The following is a 21,587-nucleotide window of genomic DNA, read 5'->3' on the forward strand; positions in this document are numbered from 1 at the left end:
AATAAGTCCTCCAAGTGTCACTTCGGCGCAACGCGCCACAGTGGCACCGGCCCGCGTACGCTGACCCTGTGACCGGACGCCCCACCCTGAATCAGCGCCGCCGCGACGCCACCCGGCTGGACATCGCCCGCACCGCCGCCGAGCTCTTCGCCGAGCGCGGGGCCGAGGCGACCACCGCCGAGGAGATCGCCCTCGCGGCGGGCATCTCGCTGCGCACCTTCTACCGGTACTTCTCCGTCAAGGAGGACGCCGTCGCGCCGCTGCTGGCGGCCGGCGGGCGCCGCTGGGTCGACCAGCTCGCCGAGGCCCCGGCCGATCTGCCGCTGCGCGAGGCGCTGGAGTGCTCGGCGGTCGCCTCGCTGACCCCGCCCGACGGCGAGGCGGTCGAGGCGATGGAGTGGACGCGAAGCCTGCTGCGTGACCCGAGCCTCGACGGCACGTGGCAGCGCGTCCACGCCGACTCCGAGGAGCGGCTGCGGGCGGTCCTCGCGGCGCGCTGCCCGGGCGGCACCGACCCGCTGGAGATCCGGCTGGCCGCCGCTGCGGCGACGGCCGCGATCCGGGTCGCGCTGGAGGAATGGGCCGCCTCGGACGCGCCCACGGCCGGCCCGGGCTCCCCGCAGGAGCTCGGTGCGCGCTGCATGCGCGAACTCACGGCGGGGCTGCGGCTCTACGGGCGGGAGGGCTGAGCCCGTCCAGCCGCGAACGGACAGCAGATAACAGATAACAGCTGACAGATTTCGTTATCTGTTATCTGTTATCTGTTATCTGTCGGCTGTCATCTGTCACCTGTTCCTCCTCCCCGGCCCCGTTAGGGTGGGTGATCGCGCGCCCCGGTGGGGGAACCGGGGTGACCACCTCGGATGTCCTGGACGGAGGGGGCGGGGAGTTCGAGGCGTGGGAGCAAGTAGGACATGGGTCTGACGAGCCACAAGGTGTTGGCGCTGGCCGTATTGATCGCCGTCGTGATGACGGCCTGCACGGTCTGGCTGTGGCCAAGACTCGCCAAGCAGAGCTGGCAGGCGGTGCTCGGTCGGATCGGCGCCCTGCTCGCCACCCAGCTCGCGGTGCTGGCCGCGCTCGGCCTGGTGGCGAACAACTACTTCGCCTTCTACAGCAGTTGGGACGACCTGCTGGGCACCGGTGACACCGGCCCGGTGGTGATCCACAACAAGGCGGACGCGTCCGGCCGGCTGCTCGTGGAGACGATCGGCCACGCCTCCGTCAAGGGCGGCGGCGCGATGGGCCGCGAGCCCAGCCAGTCCGGCGAGATTCGCAAGGTGCGGATCGACGGCGCGGCCAGCCGGCTGTCCACCGAGGGGTACGTCTTCCTGCCGCCGCAGTACTTCCAACCGGAGTACGCGCAGCGGCAGTTCCCGGCGGTGATCGTCAGCACCGGCTTCCCCGGGATCGCCGAGAACCTGATCACCCGGTTCAACTACCCGGGCGCGGCGCTCAAGTTGCTCCAGGACGGCAAGATGCAGCCGACCGTCATGGTGTTGATGCGCCCCTCGCCGGCCCTGCCGCAGGACACCGAGTGCGAGGACATCCCGGGCGGCGCGCAGTCCGACACGTACTTCACCAAGGACGTCCCCTCGGCGATCCAGGCGAGCTTCCGGGTCTCCTCCGATCCGCAGGCCTGGGCCTTCATGGGCAACTCGACCGGCGGCTACTGCGCCCTCAAGCTGGCCATGCGCCACCCGGACGTCTTTCCGACCGCCGTCGCGCTCTCGGCCTACTACGACGCGGCCGACGACCCGACCACGGGTGACCTGTTCGGCGGCAGCAAGCAGCGTCGTGACGAGGCCAACCTGATGTGGCGGTTGAAGAACCTGCCGCAGCCCAAGGTGTCCGTGCTGCTGGCCGGCACCAAGAAGGGCGACGGCGACTACCGGCGCGACACCGAGGCCTTCGTCGACGCCGTGCAGTCCCCGATGAAGGTCTCCTACAGCATGTTGGAGAACGGTGGCCACAACTTCGAGACCTGGAGCGCGCTGCTGCCGTCCTCGCTGGAGTGGCTGTCCCAGCACCTCAAGGTCCCGAACCAGGCTGCCTGAGTGGGCCGTCTAAACAAACTGCCTGAGCAAACCGCCTGGGCAGGCCGTCCGAGCAGGCAGTCTGCTCAGACGGCCTGAGTAAGCCGACGGACAGTGAGGGCGCGCGGGAGCGGTGAGGCTCAGGCCACCCGCTCCAGCGTCCCGGTGTGCAGCTCGCCGACCCGGCCGCCCTCGCCCTCGTACGTCCAGAAGGCGCGTACCGTCAGCCGGCCGAGGTCCATCACGTGGCTGACGGTGATCCCGCTCTCCTCGGTCCAGCTGATGAAGTAGATCTCCGGCGCCACCTCGGCGACGTGCAGCCGCACGTCCTCCCACTGGCCCGCCGACTCGCCGAGGCCCTCCCAGCGCAGCCGCCGGCCGTCGGCCGAGTAGGTGTTGCGGAAGGCCGCGCCGTTGTCGGCCCGGAAGAGGTAGGTGCGGCCGGCGAAGGCGGGCAGGGGCGCGGTCATGGTGGGGCGGTACCTCGTTCCTGTGGGGCCGTGCACGGCGGTCTTGTGCACTGCGGAAGATGTCGGACCTCCAATTTATCCGACCCGGTGAGCCGGGTGGGCGCACCCGTGGGCGGTGCGCCACGGCACCGGCCGCCACCGCGCAGGCCCGCGGGGTGTGCGGCGGGCACCTGGGCGCCCGCCAGCGGCCGGTCCTACCGTCCACCCCCATGAGACGCACCCCCACTCCCATGCGGCACACCCCCACCGCCGTCGGACGCACCCCCACCGCGTTGTCCGTCCTCCTGCTCACCCTCGCCGCGCTGCTCCTCGGCACCCCCACACCCGCCCAGGCCACCGCCGCCCGGACCGCCACTGCCCGGACCGCTGCCCAGGCGGCCACCGCCCCGCTCACCCTCGAAGCCGCCTTCCCCGCCCCCGGCAACGGCTGGGCCAAGGTCGAGCGCTACCTCGACACCACCCCCGGCTTCCGCACCGAGCAGTACCCGGCCGACGGCCGCGGCGACCAGGACGGCGCCCGCCGGACGTACTTCGGCGGCACCGGCCAGCCCGCCTCCAGCCGCTTCCTGCTGTACTCGGCGACCGGCTGGGACACCGGCAGCCGTCCGACCCCCGTGTTGCTGGTCCACGGCGCCAACGACAACGCCGACCGCGCCTGGGCGAACCCGGGGGAGAGCGGCACCTGTGGCGCCTCCGCCTGCCCGTCCACCGGCCTCGCCCAGTACCTCGCCGGCACCGGCCACCGGGTGTTCGCCATCGGCTTCGCCCACAAGCAGGGCGACAACCTGCTCCAGGCGCAGGCCGTCGGTGACGCCGTCGCGCTGATCCGGGCCCGTCTCGGCGTCCCCCAGGTGGACGTGGTGGCGTGGAGCAAGGGCGAGGTCGCCGCCCGGGCATACGTGTCCTCGGTGCGCCCGTCCTGGGGGCGGGCCTACGCGGGCGACGTGCGCCGCCTGATCACCCTCGGGGGCCCGAACGGCGGGCTCGACTACGTGTACGCGCACGGCTGGTCGTTCGACCTCGCGAGCTGGCCGGCCTGCGGCGGCACCGCCAACGCGCCGTCCCCGCACCTCTACATGACCTGCTACGGCACGTACACGGCGCAGCCCTGCCTCGGCGTGCTGCCCACCGGCGGCTACGACTGCTACCCGGGCCAGCGCCAGCTGCTCGCCCGCTGGGACGGCCGGTACGGGGTGGACGGCAGCGCCCAGGACTGGTGGACCACCTACTACGGCGGCCAGGGCTTCTACACCTCGGGCCAGGGCATCCAGGCGGCGATCGACGCCGGTTCGCTGATCGCGCCGCTGCAACAGGCGGGCGTCCCCGCGTCGGTGCGCACCTACCTGCTCGCGGGCGGGTCCGCCGACATCCCGGGCGTGCTCAACGAGAACCGGGGGCCCAGTGACGGCATCGTGTTCACCGCGAGCGCCCTGGACACCACCGGCATCGCGACGATCGGCGGCACCCGGCTGCTCACCGGCCTCAACCACCTGGAACTCGCCTGGGCGCCGGAGGCCGAGAGCCAGGTCGACAACTGGCTCGCTTGACCCGTGGACCCGTGGACCCGTGGACCCGCGGCCCGTCGATTCGTCGTTCGGCAGCTCAACGGCTCCGCTGATCCGTCCCAACTGATCCACCACGCAGCGTCGTTGATCGACACCACTGTGACCTGTGCGACAACCGGCCCTGGCAGGTTGTCCGTTCACGCACGGCCTGCCTAGCCTGCAACCGTCGTCCGCCCTCGCGGACCCCCGCCGTCGGGACGCCGAGTCCTGTCCACCCGTCGGTCGGCAACCGAGCACCACAGCGGACGGGAGCGGGGGAACCAAGGTCAGCGCCCGGCCCGTACGCTCCCGCGTGCGGGCCGTGGCTAGGGGTGAAGCCGCTCCCACCGGCGGCCGGGCTGCCTCAGCCCGAATCCGACAGCTCACCTCGCAGGCGTCGCAGAGGACACCGCCATGCACCAGCCTGCCCGGCGCCGCGCGCCGCGCCACGCCCGCCCCTCCCACCGGGGCCGCAACGCCGCCCTCGCCGTCACCGGAGCGCTCGCCGTCACCGGCGCCGGACTGCTCGGCCTGCCGGCCGTCTCCGGCGCCCAGGCCGCCACCACCCCGACCGTCACCCAGGACCGGCTCGCCCCGGCGACCATGGTCGCCAACCAGGCCGCCACCGCCTCGCTGACCCTCCACTCCTCGGCCTGCTTCACCGCGAAGACCGTCGGCGTGGGCGTCCGGAACGCGGCCGGTGCGAACCTCGACTTCCCGGGCAACGCCTCCAACGTGCAGATCTGCCCGAGCGGCCTGTCCTTCACCAGCGGCGCACGCGCCCTGCCGGCCGGGACGTACACCCAGTTCGGCTTCTGGCAGGACCTCGGCGGGGCCTGGCACAACCTGGCCTCGCAGCAGCTGGTGGTCTCCAGCGCCCCGGCGCCGACCCCGACCCCGACGCCCACCACGAAGCCGACTCCCGCCCCGACCCCGACCCCGACGGCGACCCCGACCCCGACGGCGACCCCCACCCCGACGGCGACCCCCACCGCGACGGCGACCCCCACCGCGAAGCCGACCCCGACGAGCAGCCCGAGCCCGAGCAGCCCGAGCAGCCCGAGCGCCACCGCCGGCCCGTCGGCCGGCACCCCCGCCTCCCCGGTCGCCGGCAAGTCGCTGACCTGGTCCGACGAGTTCAACAGCTCGATCAGCTGGGGCTCGCGCTGGGTCGGCGACAAGAGCACCGCCTACAAGTACGGCAACCACAACCCGGACGACAACAAGCTCGACCTGCTGAACAAGAACAACGTCAGCGTCGCGAACGGGGTCGCCACCTTCACCGCCGCGCCCGGCACCACCACGCTGGAGAACGGCAAGCAGGCCTGGAACACCGGCTTCCTGACCACCGAGGGCTCCAGCGAGGGCTTCCAGGTCAGGACCGGCGACTACGCCGAGACCCGGGTCAAGCTGCCGTCCGGCTCCGGCGCCTGGCCGGCCTTCTGGACCTGGAAGAACGGCAACGGGGAGGTCGACTCCTTCGAGTACCACCCCGACAACCCGAACCTGCTGGAGCTGACCAACCACGTCAACCCCGGCAACCCCAAGTACTACACCGACGCCGGCGCCGTCGCGAAGGACCAGTGGGTGACCATCGGCACCTACTACGGCGCCACCTCGGTCGACTGGTATGTCAACGGCGCCAAGGTGTTCTCGGACGGCAAGGGCGTCGGCGCCAACTGGTCGGCGTACCTGATCCTCAACCTGTCGGTCGGCGCGGGGAAGTACCACCCGGCGCCGCAGGGCACCGCCCCGATCACCTTCGCCGCCGACTACGTCCGCGTGTACCGGTAGGGCCCTCGGGGCTTCCGGGTCAGGAGCCGGGAGCCGTCTCGACCACCGTGATGTCGAACGGCTGCCGGTTGTTCCCCTCGTCCGGGTCGTCCACGCCGCGCACCGCGACCGAGCCGCCGGTGAGCCTGCCGATCGGCAGGTCGGGGGACAACCTCACCGGCACCAGCGCGGTCGCGCTGCGCAGCGGGGGCAGTCCGGCCGGGAAGACACAGCGGACCTGCCGGCCGTTGAGCCGCACCTCGCAGTCCTCGGGGAAGTACGGGCCCTCCGGGGAGACCCCGGGCGGCAGCGTCACCAGCACGGTGAACGGTGCCGCGGTGGTGTCCGGGCCGCGGTTGGCGATGAAGGCGTGGACGGTGGTGGTGCCGCCGGGCGGGGCGGCATCCGGGTCGAGCCGGACCACCTCCAGATCGGAGCGGGACGCCGTGGGGGCTGCCGTGTCCACCGCCGGCCGGGGCTCGGGCCGCCGCGCCCAGGACGGGTCGGCGGTCAGCGTCGCCACCGAACAGCCGGCCGCCATCGCGGCGACGAGCGAGGCCGCGCGGAATCCGCAGAGCCTGCTGGCCTGCCCGGACTCGCCGCGCCCGGACTCGCCGCGCCCGGACCCGTCGCGCCCGGACTCGCCGCGCCCGAACCGGCCGCGCCCGGACCCGCCCCGCATTGTCGAACGCCTGCACGTCATCGTCGTCCACCCTGTCCCGGGGCCCCGGCCGCCCGCGCCGTTGCGGGCCGCGTCCGCACCAGGGTGGCGGAGCCTGCGCCGGGGGTAGGTGCAACCCGCTCGGTGTCCGCCCGAACGGGGGAGCGCGCGCACGGGAAGTCGACCGGATCGACTTCCCGTGCGCGAAGCGGGCGGTGACGGCGGGTCAGGGGGCGAGGACCTGCCCCAGCCGAGCCGCGATGTGGTGCATCACCGGTACCAGCGAGGACGTGCCGGCCTGCTCCTCCAGGGCCCGGATGCGGGCCTCCGGGCCGGACACCGACAGGGCGGTGGGCGTCGGCGCGCCCGGTACGGCGAGCGCGATGCAGCGGACGCCGATCTCCTGCTCCTGGTCGTCGACCACGTAGCCGCGCTCGCGCGCCTCGGCGAGCTGGTGCAGCAGCTCCTGCGGGTCGGTGACGGTGTACTCGGTGTGCGCGGGCAGCGGGTTGGGGCCCAGGATGGCGCGCGCCTCGTCCTCGGGGAGCTGGGCCAGCAGCGCCTTGCCGACGCCCGTGCAGTGCGGCTGCACCCGTCGGCCGACCTCGGTGAACATCCGCATCGAGCGCCGGGACTGGACCTGCCCGACGTACACCACCTCGCCGCCCTCCAGCACCGCCAGGTTGGCGGTCTCGCCGGTGGCCTCCATGAGTTCGGCCAGGTAGGGGCGGGCCCAGCTGCCGAGCAGCCGGCCGGACGTCTCGCCGAGGCGGATCAGCCGGGGGCCGAGGGTGTAGCGACGCGCCGTGTCCTGGCGTACATAGCCCTGCTGGACGAGGGTACGAACCAGGCGGTGGATGGTCGGCATCGGCAGGCCGGAGCTGGCGGAGAGCTCGCTGAGGGTGGCCACGCCGCCGGAGTCGGCCAGCGCCTCCAGGAGTTGGAAGGCGCGCTCGACGGACTGCACGCCGCCGGTCGCGCGGTCCGTGCTGGCCGTCGATGCTGTGTCGGGGGTCGAAACCACCGGCGTTCCCTTCGCTGTCGGGGAGGAGTAGAGTCCCGGCGATCACATCAACAAACCGTTGAAATTCTGTATCGCGGAAACTAGTCTCCACCTTACAGAATCGAATCCACCGACAGGTGGGTTCCGATCAAGGAAGTTCCCACCGGAGCTCCCTTCGCCAGGCTCAACCGCTTAGGAGTGTCCTGCCCATGGCTACAGAACAGGGACCCGTCGGCGCCTCCCCCGCTGCTCCGGTCGTCACTGTCGCCGGTCCGCGCGTTCACCGGGCGGAGGAGGTGCTCACTCCGGAGGCGGTCGCCTTCGTCGTCGGCCTCCATCGCGCTTTCGAAGGGCGCCGACAGGAGCTCCTGGCCGCGCGGAAGGTCCGCCGGGCGGAGATCGCCAGGGCCGGCACGCTGGACTTCCTCCCCGACACCGCCGACGTCCGGGCCGGCGACTGGAAGGTCGCCGAGGCGCCCCGCGCGCTCCAGGACCGCCGGGTCGAGATCACCGGTCCCACCGACCGCAAGATGGTCATCAACGCCCTCAACTCCGGCGCCCGGATCTGGCTCGCCGACTTCGAGGACGCCACCTCCCCGACCTGGGAGAACGTGGTCAGCGGCCAGATCAACCTGATCGACGCTTTCGAGGGCCGGATCGACTTCACCACCTCCGCCGGGAAGGCGTACGCCCTCAAGCCCGCCGCCGAACTCGCCACCGTCGTGGTCCGCCCGCGCGGCTGGCACCTGGACGAGAACCACCTGCTCGTCGACGGCACCCCGGTCGCCGGAGCCTTCCTCGACTTCGGCCTGTACTTCTTCCACAACGCCGCCCGGCTGCTCGCCAAGGGCGCCGAGGACCCCAACTCCGGCCCGTACTTCTACCTGCCGAAGACCGAGAGCCACCTCGAAGCCAGGCTCTGGAACGACGTGTTCACCCACGCCCAGGCCGCGCTCGGCATCCCGCACGGCACCGTCCGCGCCACCGTGCTGATCGAGACTATCACCGCCGCGTTCGAGATGGACGAGATCCTCTACGAGCTGCGCGACCACGCGGCCGGCCTCAACGCCGGGCGCTGGGACTACCTGTTCTCGATCGTCAAGAACTTCCGCGACGCCGGCGAGCAGTACGTCCTGCCGGACCGCAACAGCGTCACCATGGCCTCGCCGTTCATGGCCGCCTACACCCGCCTGCTGGTGCAGACCTGCCACCGGCGCGGCGCCCACGCGATCGGCGGCATGGCCGCGTTCATCCCCAGCCGCAGGGACCCGGAGGTCAACGCCGCCGCCCTGGAGAAGGTCAAGGCGGACAAGGACCGCGAGGCCGGCAACGGCTTCGACGGCTCCTGGGTCGCCCACCCGGACCTGGTGCCGGTCGCCCGCGCCTCCTTCGACGCGGTGCTCGGCGAGCGCCCCCACCAGAAGGACCACCCCGGGCCCTCCGAGCCGGTCACCGCGGCCCAGCTGCTCGACATCGCCGGCGCCGGCGGCAGCTGCACCCACGCGGGGCTGCACAACGCCGTCCAGGTCGGCATCCGCTACATCGAGGCCTGGCTGCGCGGCCTCGGTGCGGTCGGCATCTTCAACATGATGGAGGACGCCGCCACCGCGGAGATCTCCCGTTCGCAGATCTGGCAGTGGATCCACAACGGCGTCGTCCTGTCCGACACCGGTGAGAAGGCCACCGCGGACCTCGTCCGCGCCCTGGTCGCCGCGGAGTTGGCCGAACTCCTGGCCGAGCTGGGTGCGGACGCGTACGCCGGAGGCCGCTGGCGCGAGGCCGCCCAGCTCTTCGAACAGGTCGCCCTGGCCGAGGAGTTCGCGGACTTCCTGACCCTTCCCGCGCTTCCCCTGCTGGGCTGAGCCCCAATCTATCCGCCGGCGCCGCGGCTGCCGCCTGCCAGGCTGTAGCAGTCCCGCCGGCCCATTGCTCCGTTCCGTACGGCGACGATTCCACCTGTCCTCCCGTCGCCGTGCGGAACGGCCTTTTCCCGGTACCCGGTAAGGAGTTCAACCGTGCCCCGCATCTTCTTCAACGGCCAGGCCATGGTCGGCGGACCGTTCCACGCCAAGGTCGCCGACTCGCTGGTCGGCCCGGCCCGGACGGCCCCCGGCTACCGCTTCTTCTCGATCGACGACGTCTGCCCGGGCCTGCTCGCCGATCCGGCGGTCGACACCGCCATCGAGGGCGAGCTCTACGAGATCACCCTGGAGCACCTGCGCGACGTCATCCTCCCCGGCGAGCCGCGGGAGTTGGAGCTCGGCGTCATCAAGCTCGACGACGGCTCCGCCTGCCTGTCGATGCTGCTCGCCCGCGGCGAGGTGGAGCGGGGGGTGCACCGCGAGATCACCCACCACGGCGGCTGGCGCGCCTACCTCGGCTCGCTCGGGCGCACCGCCTGAGACCGGACGCGTAGCGGCGGACGCACCACAGCGGACGGATCGCGGCAAGCGAGTCACGGCGAACGGATTTCAGAGAACAGATTTCAGCGAACAGATAACAGATGACAACTTTCGTCAGCTGTTATCTGTTCGCTGTTTTCTGTCACTCGTCACTCGTCACTCGTCACTCGTCACTCGTCACTCGTCACTCGTCGCTCGTCACCCGCCCCCGGGCACGCCGCAGCCCCGGACCCTCGCCGTGGGTCCGGGGCTGCGGTCCGCGCGCCGGCCGGGAGGGCCGGGTTGCGGAGTCCGGGTCACGCACCGTCCCTGGGCGGCCCGGAGTTCAGGGGTGGAGGAGGAGTGGCGGGGCGTCAGAGCGGCCGGGCGGCGAGCTCCTTGGCGGCGCGGGCGCAGGCGCGGGCGATCCGGTCCTCGTTGACGGTGGTCAGCTGGCCCTTCTCGACGACGGCGTTGCCGTTGACGAACAGCACGGCCAGCGGCGGCAGGGCGCCGAAGGTGAGGGCGGCGACCGGGTCGGCGATGGAGGAGTGCAGGACGCCGTCGATCTTCCACAGCGCCAGGTCGGCGAGCTTGCCGGCCTCGATCGAGCCGATCTCGTCCTGGCGGCCGAGCACCCGGGCGCCGCCCATGGTGCCCAGCCGCAGCGCCTGGCGGCCGGTGAGGGCGGTCGGGGAGCCGTGCAGACGGTTGATCAGCAGGGCGTTGCGCAGTTCGGTGCCGAGTTCGCCGGACTCGTTGGAGGCGGTGCCGTCGACGCCGAGGCCGACCGGGACGCCGGCCCTGAGCATGTCGGGGACGCGGGCGATCCCGGCGGCCAGCCGGGCGTTGGAGGAGGGGCAGTGGGCCACGCCCGTGCCGGTCTCGGCGAACTTGGCGATGTCGGAGTCGTTCATGTGGACGCAGTGCGCCATCCAGACGTCCTCGCCGAGCCAGCCGACGGACTCGAAGTAGTCGGTCGGGCCCATGCCGAACAGTTCCTTGCAGAACTGCTCCTCCTCGGCGGTCTCCGAGCCGTGGGTGTGCAGCCGGACGCCCTTGCGGCGGGCGAGTTCGGCGGACTGGCGGAGCAGGTCGGTGGAGACCGAGAACGGCGAGCAGGGCGCGATGGCGACGTGCAGCATCGAGCCGAAGGAGGAGTCGTGGTAGGTGTCCACGGCGGCCTCGGAGGCGGTGAGGATGTCGTCGAGCTCCTCGACCGCGTGGTCCGGCGGGAGGCCGCCGTCCTTCTTGCTGCGGTCCATGGAGCCGCGCAGCGCGGTGAACCGCAGGCCGAGCTCCTGGACGGCCTCGATGGAGGCGCCGAGGACGTCGCCGCCGTCCTTGGGGAAGACGTAGTGGTGGTCGGAGGCCGTGGTGCAGCCGGACTTGAGGAGGGCGGCGGCGGAGCCCTGGCTGGCGGCGTGGACGAGCTTCTCGTCGATCCGGGCCCAGGTCGGGTAGAGGGCGACGAGCCAGTCGAAGAGGATGTCGTCCTGGGCGAGGCCGCGGGTGATCCACTGGTAGAAGTGGTGGTGGGTGTTGACCAGGCCGGGGGTGATCAGGTGGCCCTCGCCGTTGATCCGGCGCACCACGTTGTCCAGCCACTGCGGGGCGGGTCCGTCGCCGACCGACTCGATCGTGTTGCCGAGGATGACCACGTGGCCGCGGGCGTACTCGGTGTCGGCGGCGTCGACGGTGGCGATCGCGACGTTCTCGATGACGATCCGCTGGTCGGCGGGCGGGGGCTGGACTGCCATGGTGTCACTCCTATGGGGGAGGGCCGGGAGGGGCGTGCGCCAAGCGGCGTGCGCCCCTCCCGGGCCGGTCAGGACGGTGTCGCCGTCGGCACCGTCGCGCCGGAGGTCTTGCCGGATCTGGTCCGGCGGGCGGCTCCGACGTGGTGGAAGAGCAGGTTGAGCAGGACGGCCATCACGCAGCCGACCGAGATCCCGGAGTGCATCAGGGTCCGGACGGCCTCCGGGAAGGAGTCGTAGAAGGTCGGCACCGCGATGGGGATGATGCCGACGCCGAGCGACACGGACACCAGGATGGTGTTCGAGCTGGACTCCATCCCAGCCTCCGCGAGGGTGCGGATGCCACTCGCCGCGACGGTGCCGAAGAGCACGATCCCGGCGCCGCCCAGGACGGGCTGCGGCACCAGGGAGACGAGCGACCCGAGCACGGGGAAGAGCCCGAGCAGGATCAGGATGCCGCCGCCGGCCGCGACCACGAAGCGGCTGCGGATCTTGGTCAGCGCCACCAGCCCGATGTTCTGGGCGAAGGCGCTGGCGGCGAAGCCGTTGAAGACGGGGCTGAGCGCGGTGGCCAGTCCGTCGGCCCGAAGGCCGGCGGCGAGCGTGGGTTCGTCGGCCTCGCGCTCGACGATCTTGCCCAGGGCGAGCATGTCGGCGGTGGACTCGGTCATGGCGACCACCATGACGATGCACATCGAGACGATCGCGGCGGCGTCGAAGACGGGCGCGCCGAAGTGGAACGGGGAGGGGAGCGCGAAGACCTTCGCGTCCTTGACCGCGCCGAAGTCGGCCAGGCCCAGCGGGAAGGCGATCAGGGTGCCGAGCGCCAGGCCGATGAGCAACGAGAGCTGCTGCCAGAAGCCGCGCAGCAGCCGGTTGCAGAGCACCACCGCGACGAGGGTGATCGCGGCGAGCCCGACGGCCCGCATGGAGCCGTATCCGGGGGCGCCCGGCGAGCCGCCGCGCGCCCAGTTGACCGCCACCGGAAGCAGGGACACCCCGATGAGGGTGATCACGGTGCCCTGGACGACCGGGGGGAAGAACCGGATGAGCTTGCAGAAGTACGGTGCCGCGAGGAAGCACAGGATCCCCGCGACGATCACCGCTCCGAAGATCACCGGGAGGGCGTCCTTCGGGCTGTGCTCCTTGGCTATGGCGATCATGGGCGCGACCCCCGCGAAGGAGACGCCGTTGACGAACGGCAGTCGCGCGCCGATCTTCCAGAAGCCGAGGGTCTGGAGCAGGGTGGCCAGTCCGGCGGTGAACAGGCTGGCCGAGATGAGCAGGGCGAGTTCGGCGGGGGAGAGCCCGACGCCGGCGCCGACGATGAGCGGGGGTGCGACGACCCCCGCGTACATCGCGGCGACGTGCTGGAGTCCGGTGGAGAAGAGCTTCACCGGGGGCAGCAACTCGTCCACGGGGTGGGTTCCGGGCCCGGACGGTTCACCGGGGAGGTGTGCCGACGTGCCGTCCGGGCCAGGGGTTCTTTCCGGGGTGGAACCGCCGTCTTTACTGCTGGTGTCGCTGGGTGCCATGTCGAGCCCCTCTTGTGCCCGTGACTCCCGGCGCGCCCGCGGCGCTGGAGCTGCCCCGAGGGCGGGACGGCGGTGCAGGAATCCCTCGGGGCGCTTCTCCAGTGCCCCGGGCCGGCCGCCGCGAGGCAGACACGAACTCCGGTGGGTGGGGGTGGAGAAACTGGTGGAACGGGTGGTGCCGGTGGTGCGGGTACTGCTGTCCGCCCGGACGCGGCCGGCGTTCGGGGGCCGGCGGGTGCGGCGATTCCGGGCGGTGCCCATTGGGGTGGGGCGGTCAGGCGACGGGGATGACCGGGACGACGCCCTCGCGGTGCACGGTGCCCTCGATGAGGCCGTACATCCGGTCGGCGGCGTAGTAGACCTCGTTGTCGTTCTTGAGGCCCAAGGGCTCCAGGTCGACGAGGAAGTGGTGCTTGTTGGGCAGTTCCAGGCGGACTTCGTCCACCTCGGCGCGGTTGTTGAGGACCCGGGTGCCCATCGAGTGCAGGGTCTGCTGCAGCGAGTAGGAGTAGGTCTCGGCGAAGGCCTCCAGCAGGTGCCGCCGCACGTGGGTGTAGGAGCGGTTCCAGTTGGGCTGGGCCTCGCCGTCCCGGCCGTCGTAGCCGTACTTCCAGCGGGCGGTGACCTGGGTGGCGAGGATGCGGTCGTACGCCTCCTGCAGGGTGGTGTACTTGTCCTTGATGTAGCCCCAGAACTCCGAGTTGGTGGAGTTCATGACGACGAGGTCCTTGAGGCCGGAGATGACCTGGACGGTCTCGCCGTCGTAGACGATCTCGGTGGTGCGGGTCTCCTGGCCGTTGCGGACGAAGGAGTGGCCGACCTCCTCCGAGCCGATGAAGCGGGCCGAGTTGTCCGGCGTCTTGATCCGGTCCCAGGCGTACTCCTCGATCCGGATCCGGGCGCTGTGCACGACGCCGCGCTCGGTGTCGTCGACGAAGTGGCGGGCCAGGATGATGCCGAAGGCCTCGGCCGACTCGATCCCGTGCTCCTTGGCGAAGGCGTACACGGTGTTCTTGGTGGTGTCGGTGGGGAGGCAGTTGGCGTTCGACCCGGTGAGGTGGACGTCCTCGAACTCGCCCCGGAGGGAGACCGAGACGTTCAGGTCCTTGATCTCGTGCCGGGTGGAGTCGCGGTAGACCCGCACGATGCGGTTCTCCGCCTTGCCGTACTGGTTCTGACCGAGCACGTGGGCCATGACGTGGCTCCTAGGGCTTCCAGGTCGGTCTACTAGCTTCCGCGGTAGACCGAGTATCCGAACGGGTTGAGCAGCAGCGGCACGTGGTAGTGGTGCTGCGCGGGCGCGACCGTGAAGACGATCGAGACCTCGGGGAAGAACGGCGGCTCCGCGGACTTGAGCGCGTGGTAGGCGCGGGTGTCGAAGAGCAGCCGGACGACCGAGCCCGCCTCCACGGCCGGCAGGTCCTTGACCCGGCCGTCGGAGTCCGTGGCGGAGGTGCCGAGCACCTGCCAGCCACCCTCGGTGTGCAGTGCGAGCTCGACCGGGACGCCCTCGGCCGGGCGGCCGAGGCTGGTGTCGAGCACGTGGGTGGAGATGCCAGTCATGGGTGAAGTGACCTTACTGATGGCAGAAGTGATCATTCGTCAACGCATGCTAACGATCCGTCAGGATCTGTCCGGCGGGGCCCGCCAGGGCTCGTCAGGATGCGTCGAGCAGGCGATTGAGCCGAATGTCGTTGATCTTGCGCAGTTCGCCCCGGACGATCTCCGCCTCGGTGGCGGCGTCGTTGGGGTGGCGCTCGCGCAGGGCGGCGAGCATGGTGGCCGCGGTGCGGCCGGTCGCGCAGATCAGGAACACGTGGCCGAACTTGGCCTCGTAGGCGGCGTTGGCCTCGTGCAGTTCGTCGAGGAGGGCTTGGTCCACGCCCTGGATGCCGGCCTGCTCCCGCTGCGAGGTGGCGTCGCCGGTCCGGGGCCGGCCGATCCGGGCGTGGCCGGCCATCGCGTCGTGCAGGTCGGCGACCGTCAGTCCGGCCATGGCCGCCGCGTTGGCGGTGAGCAGGGACTCCCGGTCGGGCCAGGGCCTGGCCCGCGCGACGTCGGCGGCCCAGTGGGGGCTGGAGCAGACCTCCAGCAGAACGGCTTCCAGGTCCGCGGTGTCGGCCGCGGCCAGGGCGTCAAGGGTGTGGGGGTGGTTGGTCACGGGTGGACCTCCTGAAGAGTGGTGCCACCCGCACAAGCTAGATCCACCCCACCCGGCCGTCAACACTTTGTTGAACGGTTGGTGGTTACGTTTTGAACCGGCCGCCGTTGTCGGCGCGATTCGTGTGCGATTCGCCAAGTGCGCCCCGCCGGGGGCCGGTTCGGACTGGCCGCGCCGGCGGGGTCCGCCCGTCCGGAAGGTTTCCGCCAGGGGGAAGCCCTGGCGGAATCGACCGGGGGATCGGCCGGAGGATCGACCGGGGTCAGGAGGGCTTCGAGCCGTCCTGGCGGTTGAGGTAGTTGTACACCGTGAACCGGCTGACGCCGAGCGCCGAGGCGACCGTCTCGACCCCGTGGCGGACGGTGAAGGCGCCGCGTTCCTCCAGGAGGGCGACGACCCGCTGCTTCTCCCCGCGGTCCAGCTCGGCCAGCGGGCGGCCGTCGAACTGGCGGGTCATCTCGGCCAGCAACCGGTCCAGGGCGCTGCTCAGGTGCGGCAGCCGGACGGCGAGCGTCGGGGTGCCCTCCCACTCCAGGACGACGTCCTCGGACTTCGCCTCGTCCAGCCGGACGGGCGTCGCGCCGACGGCGTCGAGCAGCGGCTTGATCGCCAGGGCGAGCGGGTGCTCCACGTGCTCGGTCACGGCGTACCGCCCTCCTCGCCGAGCACGCTGACCTGGACCGAGATCCGGGTCGCACCCGCGGTCAGGGTCTCCCGGAGCAGCTTGGTCACCGCGGCGAGCACCTGGTCGGCCTCGCCCTCGGCGCCGGTCCCGAAGGGGCCGACCGAGACGGCCAGGCCGGCCTCGTCGACGACCTGGCGGGCCGCCGCGGCGTGCTCGGGGAACGTGTCCAGTTCGAACGGTTCTGTCGTGAACTCCACCATCAATCGCACGTGCTCACTGTAGCGAGCGCCGGTGCGGGCGGGCAGGGGCCGGTCGATCAGGCGGCCGCGGTACCGGCGGGAGGGGGTTCCGGGCTCACGTCCGGCCTTCCTCAACAAAATGTTGCGACGGTCTTGACACCTGCTCGCCGAGCCGGAGATGCTTCCGCCAAGCAGAATCCCTCTTCCGGATCGTGGAAGTTGCGGATCTCGGAAGAGAGTGAGAGGTGAGTGACGTGACGGCCGCTTCCCGGCACAGCTTCACGGTCAACCTGTCGATCCTGTTCGGCGAACTGCCGCTGCTGGAGCGTCCCGCCGCGGCCGCGGCCGCCGGTTTCACCGCCGCCGAGCTGTGGTGGCCCTTCGGCGCCGAGCCCACCCCGTCCGAGGCCGAGCTGGACACCCTCCGCAAGGCCTTCGGCGACGCGGGCGTGCGGCTCACCGGCCTCAACTTCCTGGACGACCTCACCCTCGGGGCCCGCGGCACCGTCTCGGTGCCCTCCGAGAAGGACCGCTTCCGGGCCAACGTCCCGGTCGCCGCGGGGCTCGCCGCCTCGCTCGGCGCCAAGGCGCTCAACGCGCTGTACGGCAACCGGATCGAAGGCGTCGAGGCCGCCGAGCAGGACGCCCTCGCGCTGGAGAACCTGGTGCTCGCCGCCCGGGCCGCGCACGAGATCGGCGCGATCCTGCTGATCGAGGCCCTCAACACGGCCGAGTCCCCGGACTACCCGCTGGTCTCCGCGGCCGCCGCGGTCGAGGTGGTCGACAAGGTCAACGCCGCCACCGGCCTGGGCAACGCGAGGTTCCTCTGCGACCTGTACCACCTGGCCAGGAACGGCGAGGACCTGCCGGCCGTCATCGACGCCTACGCCGACCGGTTCGGCCACGTGCAGATCGCCGACAACCCGGGCCGCAACGAGCCCGGCACCGGCGGGCTGGACTTCGAGGACCTCTTCGCCCGGCTCACCGCCGCCGGCTACACCGGGCCGATCGGCCTGGAGTACCGCCCCTCGACCGGCGTCAGCGCCGACAGCTTCGGGTGGCTGCCGCGCGAGCACCGCGCCGCCGAGTAGCCGCCGAGTAGCCGCCGAGTAGCCGCCGAGCAGGCGCTGAGCAGGCGCTGAGGAAGCGCCGAGCAGGCGGGCCCTGCGCCGCCGCCGAGGCGGGCCGCACGCCGCCGAGCAAGCCCGGCCCACCACCCTCCCCACCCCACGAACGACGTAAGGAACGACGCGATGAGCCGCAAGATCGCCTTCATCGGCCTCGGCATCATGGGCAGCCCGATGGCCGCCAACCTGGTCAAGGCCGGCCACCACGTCACCGGCTACAACCTCACCCAGCCGCAGATCGACGCCCTCGTCGCGGCCGGCGGCCACGGCGCCACCAGCATCGCGGACGCGGTGAAGGACGCCGAGGTCGTCATCACCATGGTCCCGGCCGACCCGCACGTCGAGCAGGCCATCCTGGGCGAGGGCGGCGTGCTGGAGAACGCCAGGCCCGGCACCCTCGTGATCGACATGTCCTCGATCACCCCGCAGACCTCCCAGAAGGTCGAGGCGGCCGCCAAGGAGAAGGGCGTGCGCACCCTGGACGCCCCGGTCTCCGGTGGCGAGGCCGGTGCCGTCGAGGCGGTGCTGTCGATCATGGTCGGCGGCGCCGCCGAGGACTTCGCCGAGGCCAAGCCGCTGTTCGACGCCCTGGGCACCACGGTCATCCACGTCGGGCCGTCCGGCGCCGGCCAGACCGTCAAGGCCGCCAACCAGCTGATCGTCGCCGTCAACATCCAGGTGCTCGCCGAGGCCGTGGTGTTCCTGGAGAACGCCGGCGTCGACCTGCCCGCCGCGCTGGACGTGCTCGGCGGCGGCCTGGCCGGTTCGACCGTGCTGAACCGCAAGAAGGCGAACATGGTCGACCGCGAGTTCGCCCCCGGCTTCCGGATCGACCTGCACCACAAGGACATGGGCATCGTCACCGACGCCGCCCGCGCCGTGGGCGCCGCGCTGCCGGTCGGCGCCGTGGTGGCCCAGCTGGTCGCCTCCGCCCGCGCCAACGGCGACGGCTCGCTCGACCACTCGGCGCTGCTGCGCGGCGTCGAGCGCCTCTCGGGCCGCGAGGTCAAGTAGGCCCCGGGGCTCCTCGGGCCCCCGTGAACTCCTCCTGGTGGCGTGTACCTCATCCGGTCGTGCCCGCGCCACCAGGAGGTCAGACCCGACCGGCGGGCGGGCCGGGGCTCATCCGCCCGCCCGCCGGTCGATCCAGCCGGTGATGCGTACTCCCCTGTCGGGGGCACTTCGGTCGTGCCGGTACGCCTCGCCTGGCCCCCTCCCCGCCGAGGGGAGCCTCTCGTACGTCGGAAGCGGGACGAGGGGAACGGCGGGGAGGGGGTCGCACCTCCCGCCGGGAGTCGCACCCTCCCGGCGGGGCGGACCCTCCCGGCGGGGGCACACCCTCCCGGCGGGGCGGACCCTCGCGACGGGGGGCGTATCTCCTGACAGGGGGTCGCATCCCGGGAGCACCCGGGCCCATGCTTGGCACAGGCTGTCGAAACATCGCCAGACCCCGTACGGAAGTGAGGACCGCACCATGCCCGTCACCCCCCACCAGGGCCATGTGGTCGTAGCTCCCGACAAGTTCAAGGGCACCCTGGAGGGTGCCGAGGTCGCCGCCCGGATCGCCGCGGGCGTCCGGCGCGCCGCGCCCGGCGTCGAGGTGCGCGAACTGCCCGTCGCCGACGGCGGCGAGGGCACCCTGGCCGCCGCGCTCGCGGCCGGCTTCACCCGCGTCCCGGCCAAGGTGGCCGGCCCGACCGGCCTGCCGGTGGACGCCGCGCTGGCCGTGCGGGGCGACACCGCCGTGGTCGAGCTGGCGCAGTCCTCCGGCCTCGCCCGGCTCCCCGGCGGCCGCACCGCCCCGCTCGCGGCCGGCTCCTACGGCGTCGGCCAGCTGATCGGCCGGGCCGTGGCGCTCGGCGCCAAGCGGATCGTGCTCGGCCTCGGCGGCAGCGCCTGCACCGACGGCGGCGCGGGCATGGTCCAGGCCCTCGGCGCCCGCCTGCGCGACGCCGAGGGCGCGGAACTGCCCCCCGGCGGAGCCGCGTTGCGCAGGCTCGACCGGATCGAACCCGGCCCGCTGGCCGACGTGCTGGCCGGCGTCGAGATCGTCGTGGCCTGCGACGTGGACAACCCGCTGCTCGGCCCGCGCGGCGCCACCGCCGTCTACGGCCCGCAGAAGGGCGCCGACGGCGACGACCTGGTGATCCTGGAGGAGGGCCTGACCCGCTTCGCCGACCAGGTCGCCCTGGCCACCGGACGGGACGTGCGCGACGCCCCCGGTGCCGGGGCCGCCGGCGGGGTGGGCTTCGCCGCCCTCGCGCTGCTCGGCGCCACCATGCGACCCGGTATCGAGCTGCTGCTCGAACTGCTGGGTTTCGACGAGGCCGTGCGTGGGGCACGCCTCGTCGTGACCGGCGAGGGCTGTCTGGACGCGCAGACGCTCCACGGCAAGGCCCCCGCCGGCGTTGCCTCGGCGGCCGCCCGGGCGGGGGTTCGGGTGGCCGCCGTGGCGGGGCGGCTGGAGCTGTCCGAGCCCGAGTGGCGGGCCGCCGGGTTCGCCGCCGCGATCGCCCTCACCGACCTCGCGGAGCAGCCGGGGGACAGCATGACCAAGGCCGGTGAGCTGGCCGAGGTCGCGGGGGAGCGGCTGGCGGGTGAGCTGCTGTCCGGCTGATCCCTCGTGCCGATCCGCCGTGCCCCGTCCCGCGGGCCGATCGGTCGGGCCGATCCCCCGTGCCGACGGGGCGCGCGGATCCCCTGCGCGTTTCCCCGTACGTTTCCCTCGTACGTTCCTCCATTGACGTTTTGTTGAAGGCGGGCCTAGGCTCCCGGCAATCCTTCGCTTACCCGCCCGGTTCCCTCCCGGGCCCCCTCCCGGTTCCTGCCCGGCGCCCACCCCCAACTTCCAGGTTTCGGAGGTCTCCCATGCCTTTCAGCCAGCCAGCGGTGATCCGCTCCCGACGGGTGGTCCTGCCCGACGGTGAGCGCCCCGCCGACGTGCTGATCCGGGACGGGAAGATCGAGCAGGTCGCCGCGTACGGCTCGCTCCTCGCGGGCGAGCGGCCCGGCGGCGACGGCGGCCTCGCCGACCTCGGCGACACCGCCCTGCTGCCCGGCCTGGTCGACACCCACGTGCACGTCAACGAGCCCGGCCGCACCGAGTGGGAGGGCTTCGCCACCGCCACCCGGGCCGCCGCGGCCGGCGGCGTCACCACGATCATCGACATGCCGCTCAACTCCGTCCCGCCCACCACCACGCTGGAGGGCCTGGCCGCCAAGCGGAAGACCGCGGACGGCCAGGCCTGGGTCGACCTCGGTTTCTGGGGCGGCGCCGTCCCCGGCAACGTCCCGGACCTCGCGCCGCTGCACGAGGCCGGCGTGTTCGGCTTCAAGAGCTTCCTCGCCCCGTCCGGCGTCGACGAGTTCCCGCACGTCGAGGCCGCGGACCTGGAGGCCGCGCTGGCCGAGCAGGCCCAGCTCGGGGCGCTGGCGATCATCCACGCCGAGGACCCGGGCGTGCTGGCCGCCGCCCCGCAGCAACCCGGCGTCCACTACCGCGACTTCCTCGCCTCCCGCCCCGCCGACGCGGAGACGGTGGCCGTCGCCGTCCTGCTCGACACCGCCCGGCGCACCGGTGCCCGCGTCCACATCCTGCACGTCTCCTCCGCCGCCGTGCTGCCGCTGCTGCGCCAGGCCCGCGAGGACGGCGTCCAGGTCACCGCCGAGACCTGCCCGCACTACCTGACCCTGGCGGCCGAGCAGGTGCCGGACGGCGGCACCGCCTTCAAGTGCTGCCCGCCGATCCGCGACGAGACCAACCGCGACCTGCTCTGGCAGGCCCTGGCGGACGGCGAGTTCATCGCCGTGGTCTCCGACCACTCGCCCTCCACCCCCGACCTCAAGCTGCTGCCCGAGTACGGCGGCAGCGGTGACTTCGCGGCCGCCTGGGGCGGCATCGCCTCCCTGCAACTGGGCCTGCCGGCGATCTGGACCGAGGCCCGCCGCCGCGGCCACGGCCTCGCCGACGTGGTCCGCTGGATGTCCGCCGGACCGGCCGAGCTCGTCGGCCTCACCGGCGTCAAGGGCGCCATCGCGGCGGGCTGCGACGCCGACCTGGTCGCCTTCGACCCCGACGGCGAATTCGCCGTCCACCCCCGCGAGTTGCACCACCGCAACCCCGTGACCCCGTACGCGGGCCGGACGCTGACCGGCGCGGTCCGCACCACCTGGCTGCGCGGCCGCGCGGTGGACGTCTCGGCCGAGCCCTTCGGCCGCCCGCTCACCCGGCCCGCCGCCGCCCCCACCACCCCGTCCGATCGCCCGTCCTGAGGA

At 72.4% G+C, this 21,587-nt stretch carries 20 protein-coding genes and 1 riboswitch; of the genes, 10 read left to right on the plus strand and 10 right to left on the minus strand.

The window, feature by feature from the left end; all coding sequences use genetic code 11:
* Positions 1–68: 68 nt before the first annotated feature.
* Both OG556_RS27650 and OG556_RS27655 read left to right on the plus strand, forming a co-directional pair.
* Positions 69–689, plus strand: coding sequence for a TetR family transcriptional regulator (locus OG556_RS27650; RefSeq protein ID WP_371520690.1), 621 nt, complete (start codon positions 69–71; stop codon positions 687–689).
* Between the two features lie 225 nt (positions 690–914).
* The gene (locus OG556_RS27655; protein WP_371520693.1) at positions 915–2,057 is read left to right on the plus strand and encodes an alpha/beta hydrolase; all 1,143 of its coding nucleotides are present in this window, start codon (positions 915–917) and stop codon (positions 2,055–2,057) included.
* A 119-nt stretch (positions 2,058–2,176) separates the two neighbouring features.
* Here OG556_RS27655 and OG556_RS27660 read toward each other — a convergent pair whose 3' ends face one another.
* A complete protein-coding gene (locus OG556_RS27660; protein ID WP_063349998.1) occupies positions 2,177–2,506 on the minus strand; it encodes a MoaF N-terminal domain-containing protein in 330 nt (109 codons plus the stop codon).
* Positions 2,507–2,715: 209 nt separating this feature from the next.
* Between OG556_RS27660 and OG556_RS27665 the strand changes: the two genes are divergently transcribed.
* Together OG556_RS27665 and OG556_RS27670 are read left to right on the plus strand one after the other, a co-directional pair.
* Positions 2,716–4,053, plus strand: a complete 1,338-nt coding sequence (locus OG556_RS27665) for an esterase/lipase family protein (protein ID WP_371520695.1) — start codon at positions 2,716–2,718, stop codon at positions 4,051–4,053.
* 242 nt (positions 4,054–4,295) lie between these two features.
* Positions 4,296–4,462, plus strand: a riboswitch (cyclic di-AMP (ydaO/yuaA leader).
* A 2-nt stretch (positions 4,463–4,464) separates the two neighbouring features.
* Positions 4,465–5,844, plus strand: coding sequence for a hypothetical protein (locus OG556_RS27670; protein WP_371520698.1), 1,380 nt, complete (start codon positions 4,465–4,467; stop codon positions 5,842–5,844).
* Positions 5,845–5,863: 19 nt separating this feature from the next.
* On the opposite strand, the gene OG556_RS27675 is transcribed toward OG556_RS27670, so the two are convergent.
* Positions 5,864–6,505, minus strand: coding sequence for a hypothetical protein (locus OG556_RS27675; protein ID WP_371520701.1), 642 nt, complete (start codon positions 6,503–6,505; stop codon positions 5,864–5,866).
* A gap of 205 nt (positions 6,506–6,710) precedes the next feature.
* The gene (locus tag OG556_RS27680; RefSeq protein ID WP_371520704.1) at positions 6,711–7,508 is read right to left on the minus strand and encodes an IclR family transcriptional regulator; all 798 of its coding nucleotides are present in this window, start codon (positions 7,506–7,508) and stop codon (positions 6,711–6,713) included.
* Between the two features lie 188 nt (positions 7,509–7,696).
* On the opposite strand from OG556_RS27680, the gene aceB reads away from it, so the two are divergent.
* Together aceB and OG556_RS27690 are read left to right on the plus strand one after the other, a co-directional pair.
* Complete coding sequence (aceB, locus tag OG556_RS27685) at positions 7,697–9,349, plus strand: malate synthase A (protein WP_371520707.1); 1,653 nt, start codon at positions 7,697–7,699, stop codon at positions 9,347–9,349.
* A 153-nt stretch (positions 9,350–9,502) separates the two neighbouring features.
* Positions 9,503–9,889, plus strand: a complete 387-nt coding sequence (locus tag OG556_RS27690; RefSeq protein WP_363579264.1) for a gamma-glutamylcyclotransferase — start codon at positions 9,503–9,505, stop codon at positions 9,887–9,889.
* Between the two features lie 353 nt (positions 9,890–10,242).
* Here the strand turns inward: OG556_RS27690 and OG556_RS27695 are convergent, their stop codons facing one another.
* From OG556_RS27695 to OG556_RS27725, 7 genes are all read right to left on the minus strand, one after another.
* Complete coding sequence (locus tag OG556_RS27695; RefSeq protein ID WP_371520710.1) at positions 10,243–11,628, minus strand: 8-oxoguanine deaminase; 1,386 nt, start codon at positions 11,626–11,628, stop codon at positions 10,243–10,245.
* A 68-nt stretch (positions 11,629–11,696) separates the two neighbouring features.
* Positions 11,697–13,160, minus strand: coding sequence for a nucleobase:cation symporter-2 family protein (locus tag OG556_RS27700; RefSeq protein ID WP_371520713.1), 1,464 nt, complete (start codon positions 13,158–13,160; stop codon positions 11,697–11,699).
* A gap of 274 nt (positions 13,161–13,434) precedes the next feature.
* Positions 13,435–14,355 (minus strand): factor-independent urate hydroxylase, encoded by a 921-nt coding sequence (pucL, locus tag OG556_RS27705; RefSeq protein ID WP_371520717.1) that lies wholly within the window; start codon positions 14,353–14,355, stop codon positions 13,435–13,437.
* Positions 14,356–14,387: 32 nt separating this feature from the next.
* On the minus strand, positions 14,388–14,723 hold the full coding sequence (gene uraH, locus OG556_RS27710) for a hydroxyisourate hydrolase (protein ID WP_363579258.1): 336 nt from the start codon (positions 14,721–14,723) through the stop codon (positions 14,388–14,390).
* Positions 14,724–14,817: 94 nt separating this feature from the next.
* Positions 14,818–15,321 carry a 2-oxo-4-hydroxy-4-carboxy-5-ureidoimidazoline decarboxylase gene (uraD, locus tag OG556_RS27715; protein ID WP_371520720.1) on the minus strand — a complete coding sequence of 168 codons (504 nt, stop codon included), beginning with the start codon at positions 15,319–15,321 and terminating at the stop codon, positions 14,818–14,820.
* Positions 15,322–15,583: 262 nt separating this feature from the next.
* Positions 15,584–15,964, minus strand: a complete 381-nt coding sequence (locus OG556_RS27720) for a helix-turn-helix domain-containing protein (RefSeq protein WP_371520723.1) — start codon at positions 15,962–15,964, stop codon at positions 15,584–15,586.
* Positions 15,961–16,206, minus strand: a complete 246-nt coding sequence (locus OG556_RS27725; protein ID WP_079136014.1) for a thiamine-binding protein — start codon at positions 16,204–16,206, stop codon at positions 15,961–15,963. The genes OG556_RS27720 and OG556_RS27725 overlap by 4 nt, the downstream gene beginning before the upstream one ends.
* 224 nt (positions 16,207–16,430) lie before the next feature.
* On the opposite strand from OG556_RS27725, the gene OG556_RS27730 reads away from it, so the two are divergent.
* The 4 genes from OG556_RS27730 (at position 16,431) to allB (ending at position 21,584) form a co-directional block, all read left to right on the plus strand.
* The gene (locus OG556_RS27730; RefSeq protein WP_371520726.1) at positions 16,431–17,276 is read left to right on the plus strand and encodes a TIM barrel protein; all 846 of its coding nucleotides are present in this window, start codon (positions 16,431–16,433) and stop codon (positions 17,274–17,276) included.
* A gap of 162 nt (positions 17,277–17,438) precedes the next feature.
* The gene (locus OG556_RS27735) at positions 17,439–18,326 is read left to right on the plus strand and encodes a 2-hydroxy-3-oxopropionate reductase (RefSeq protein ID WP_371520729.1); all 888 of its coding nucleotides are present in this window, start codon (positions 17,439–17,441) and stop codon (positions 18,324–18,326) included.
* A gap of 460 nt (positions 18,327–18,786) precedes the next feature.
* Entirely contained in the window at positions 18,787–19,929 is a 1,143-nt protein-coding gene (locus OG556_RS27740) for a glycerate kinase (RefSeq protein WP_371520732.1), read from the plus strand.
* Positions 19,930–20,180: 251 nt separating this feature from the next.
* Positions 20,181–21,584 (plus strand): allantoinase AllB, encoded by a 1,404-nt coding sequence (gene allB, locus OG556_RS27745; protein WP_371520734.1) that lies wholly within the window; start codon positions 20,181–20,183, stop codon positions 21,582–21,584.
* Positions 21,585–21,587: the final 3 nt, after the last annotated feature.

The organism is Kitasatospora sp. NBC_01300 (assembly GCF_041435235.1).
Lineage (GTDB): Bacteria > Actinomycetota > Actinomycetes > Streptomycetales > Streptomycetaceae > Kitasatospora.

Coding starts and splice junctions, on each gene's coding strand:
- OG556_RS27655 (WP_371520693.1), top strand. CDS start 915: ATGGGTCTGACGAGCCACAAGGTGTTGGCGCTGGCCGTATTGATCGCC.
- OG556_RS27660 (WP_063349998.1), bottom strand. CDS start 2,506: ATGACCGCGCCCCTGCCCGCCTTCGCCGGCCGCACCTACCTCTTCCGG.
- OG556_RS27665 (WP_371520695.1), top strand. CDS start 2,716: ATGAGACGCACCCCCACTCCCATGCGGCACACCCCCACCGCCGTCGGA.
- OG556_RS27670 (WP_371520698.1), top strand. CDS start 4,465: ATGCACCAGCCTGCCCGGCGCCGCGCGCCGCGCCACGCCCGCCCCTCC.
- OG556_RS27675 (WP_371520701.1), bottom strand. CDS start 6,505: ATGCGGGGCGGGTCCGGGCGCGGCCGGTTCGGGCGCGGCGAGTCCGGG.
- aceB (WP_371520707.1), top strand. CDS start 7,697: ATGGCTACAGAACAGGGACCCGTCGGCGCCTCCCCCGCTGCTCCGGTC.
- OG556_RS27695 (WP_371520710.1), bottom strand. CDS start 11,628: ATGGCAGTCCAGCCCCCGCCCGCCGACCAGCGGATCGTCATCGAGAAC.
- OG556_RS27700 (WP_371520713.1), bottom strand. CDS start 13,160: ATGGCACCCAGCGACACCAGCAGTAAAGACGGCGGTTCCACCCCGGAA.
- pucL (WP_371520717.1), bottom strand. CDS start 14,355: ATGGCCCACGTGCTCGGTCAGAACCAGTACGGCAAGGCGGAGAACCGC.
- uraH (WP_363579258.1), bottom strand. CDS start 14,723: ATGACTGGCATCTCCACCCACGTGCTCGACACCAGCCTCGGCCGCCCG.
- OG556_RS27725 (WP_079136014.1), bottom strand. CDS start 16,206: ATGGTGGAGTTCACGACAGAACCGTTCGAACTGGACACGTTCCCCGAG.
- OG556_RS27735 (WP_371520729.1), top strand. CDS start 17,439: ATGAGCCGCAAGATCGCCTTCATCGGCCTCGGCATCATGGGCAGCCCG.
- OG556_RS27740 (WP_371520732.1), top strand. CDS start 18,787: ATGCCCGTCACCCCCCACCAGGGCCATGTGGTCGTAGCTCCCGACAAG.
- allB (WP_371520734.1), top strand. CDS start 20,181: ATGCCTTTCAGCCAGCCAGCGGTGATCCGCTCCCGACGGGTGGTCCTG.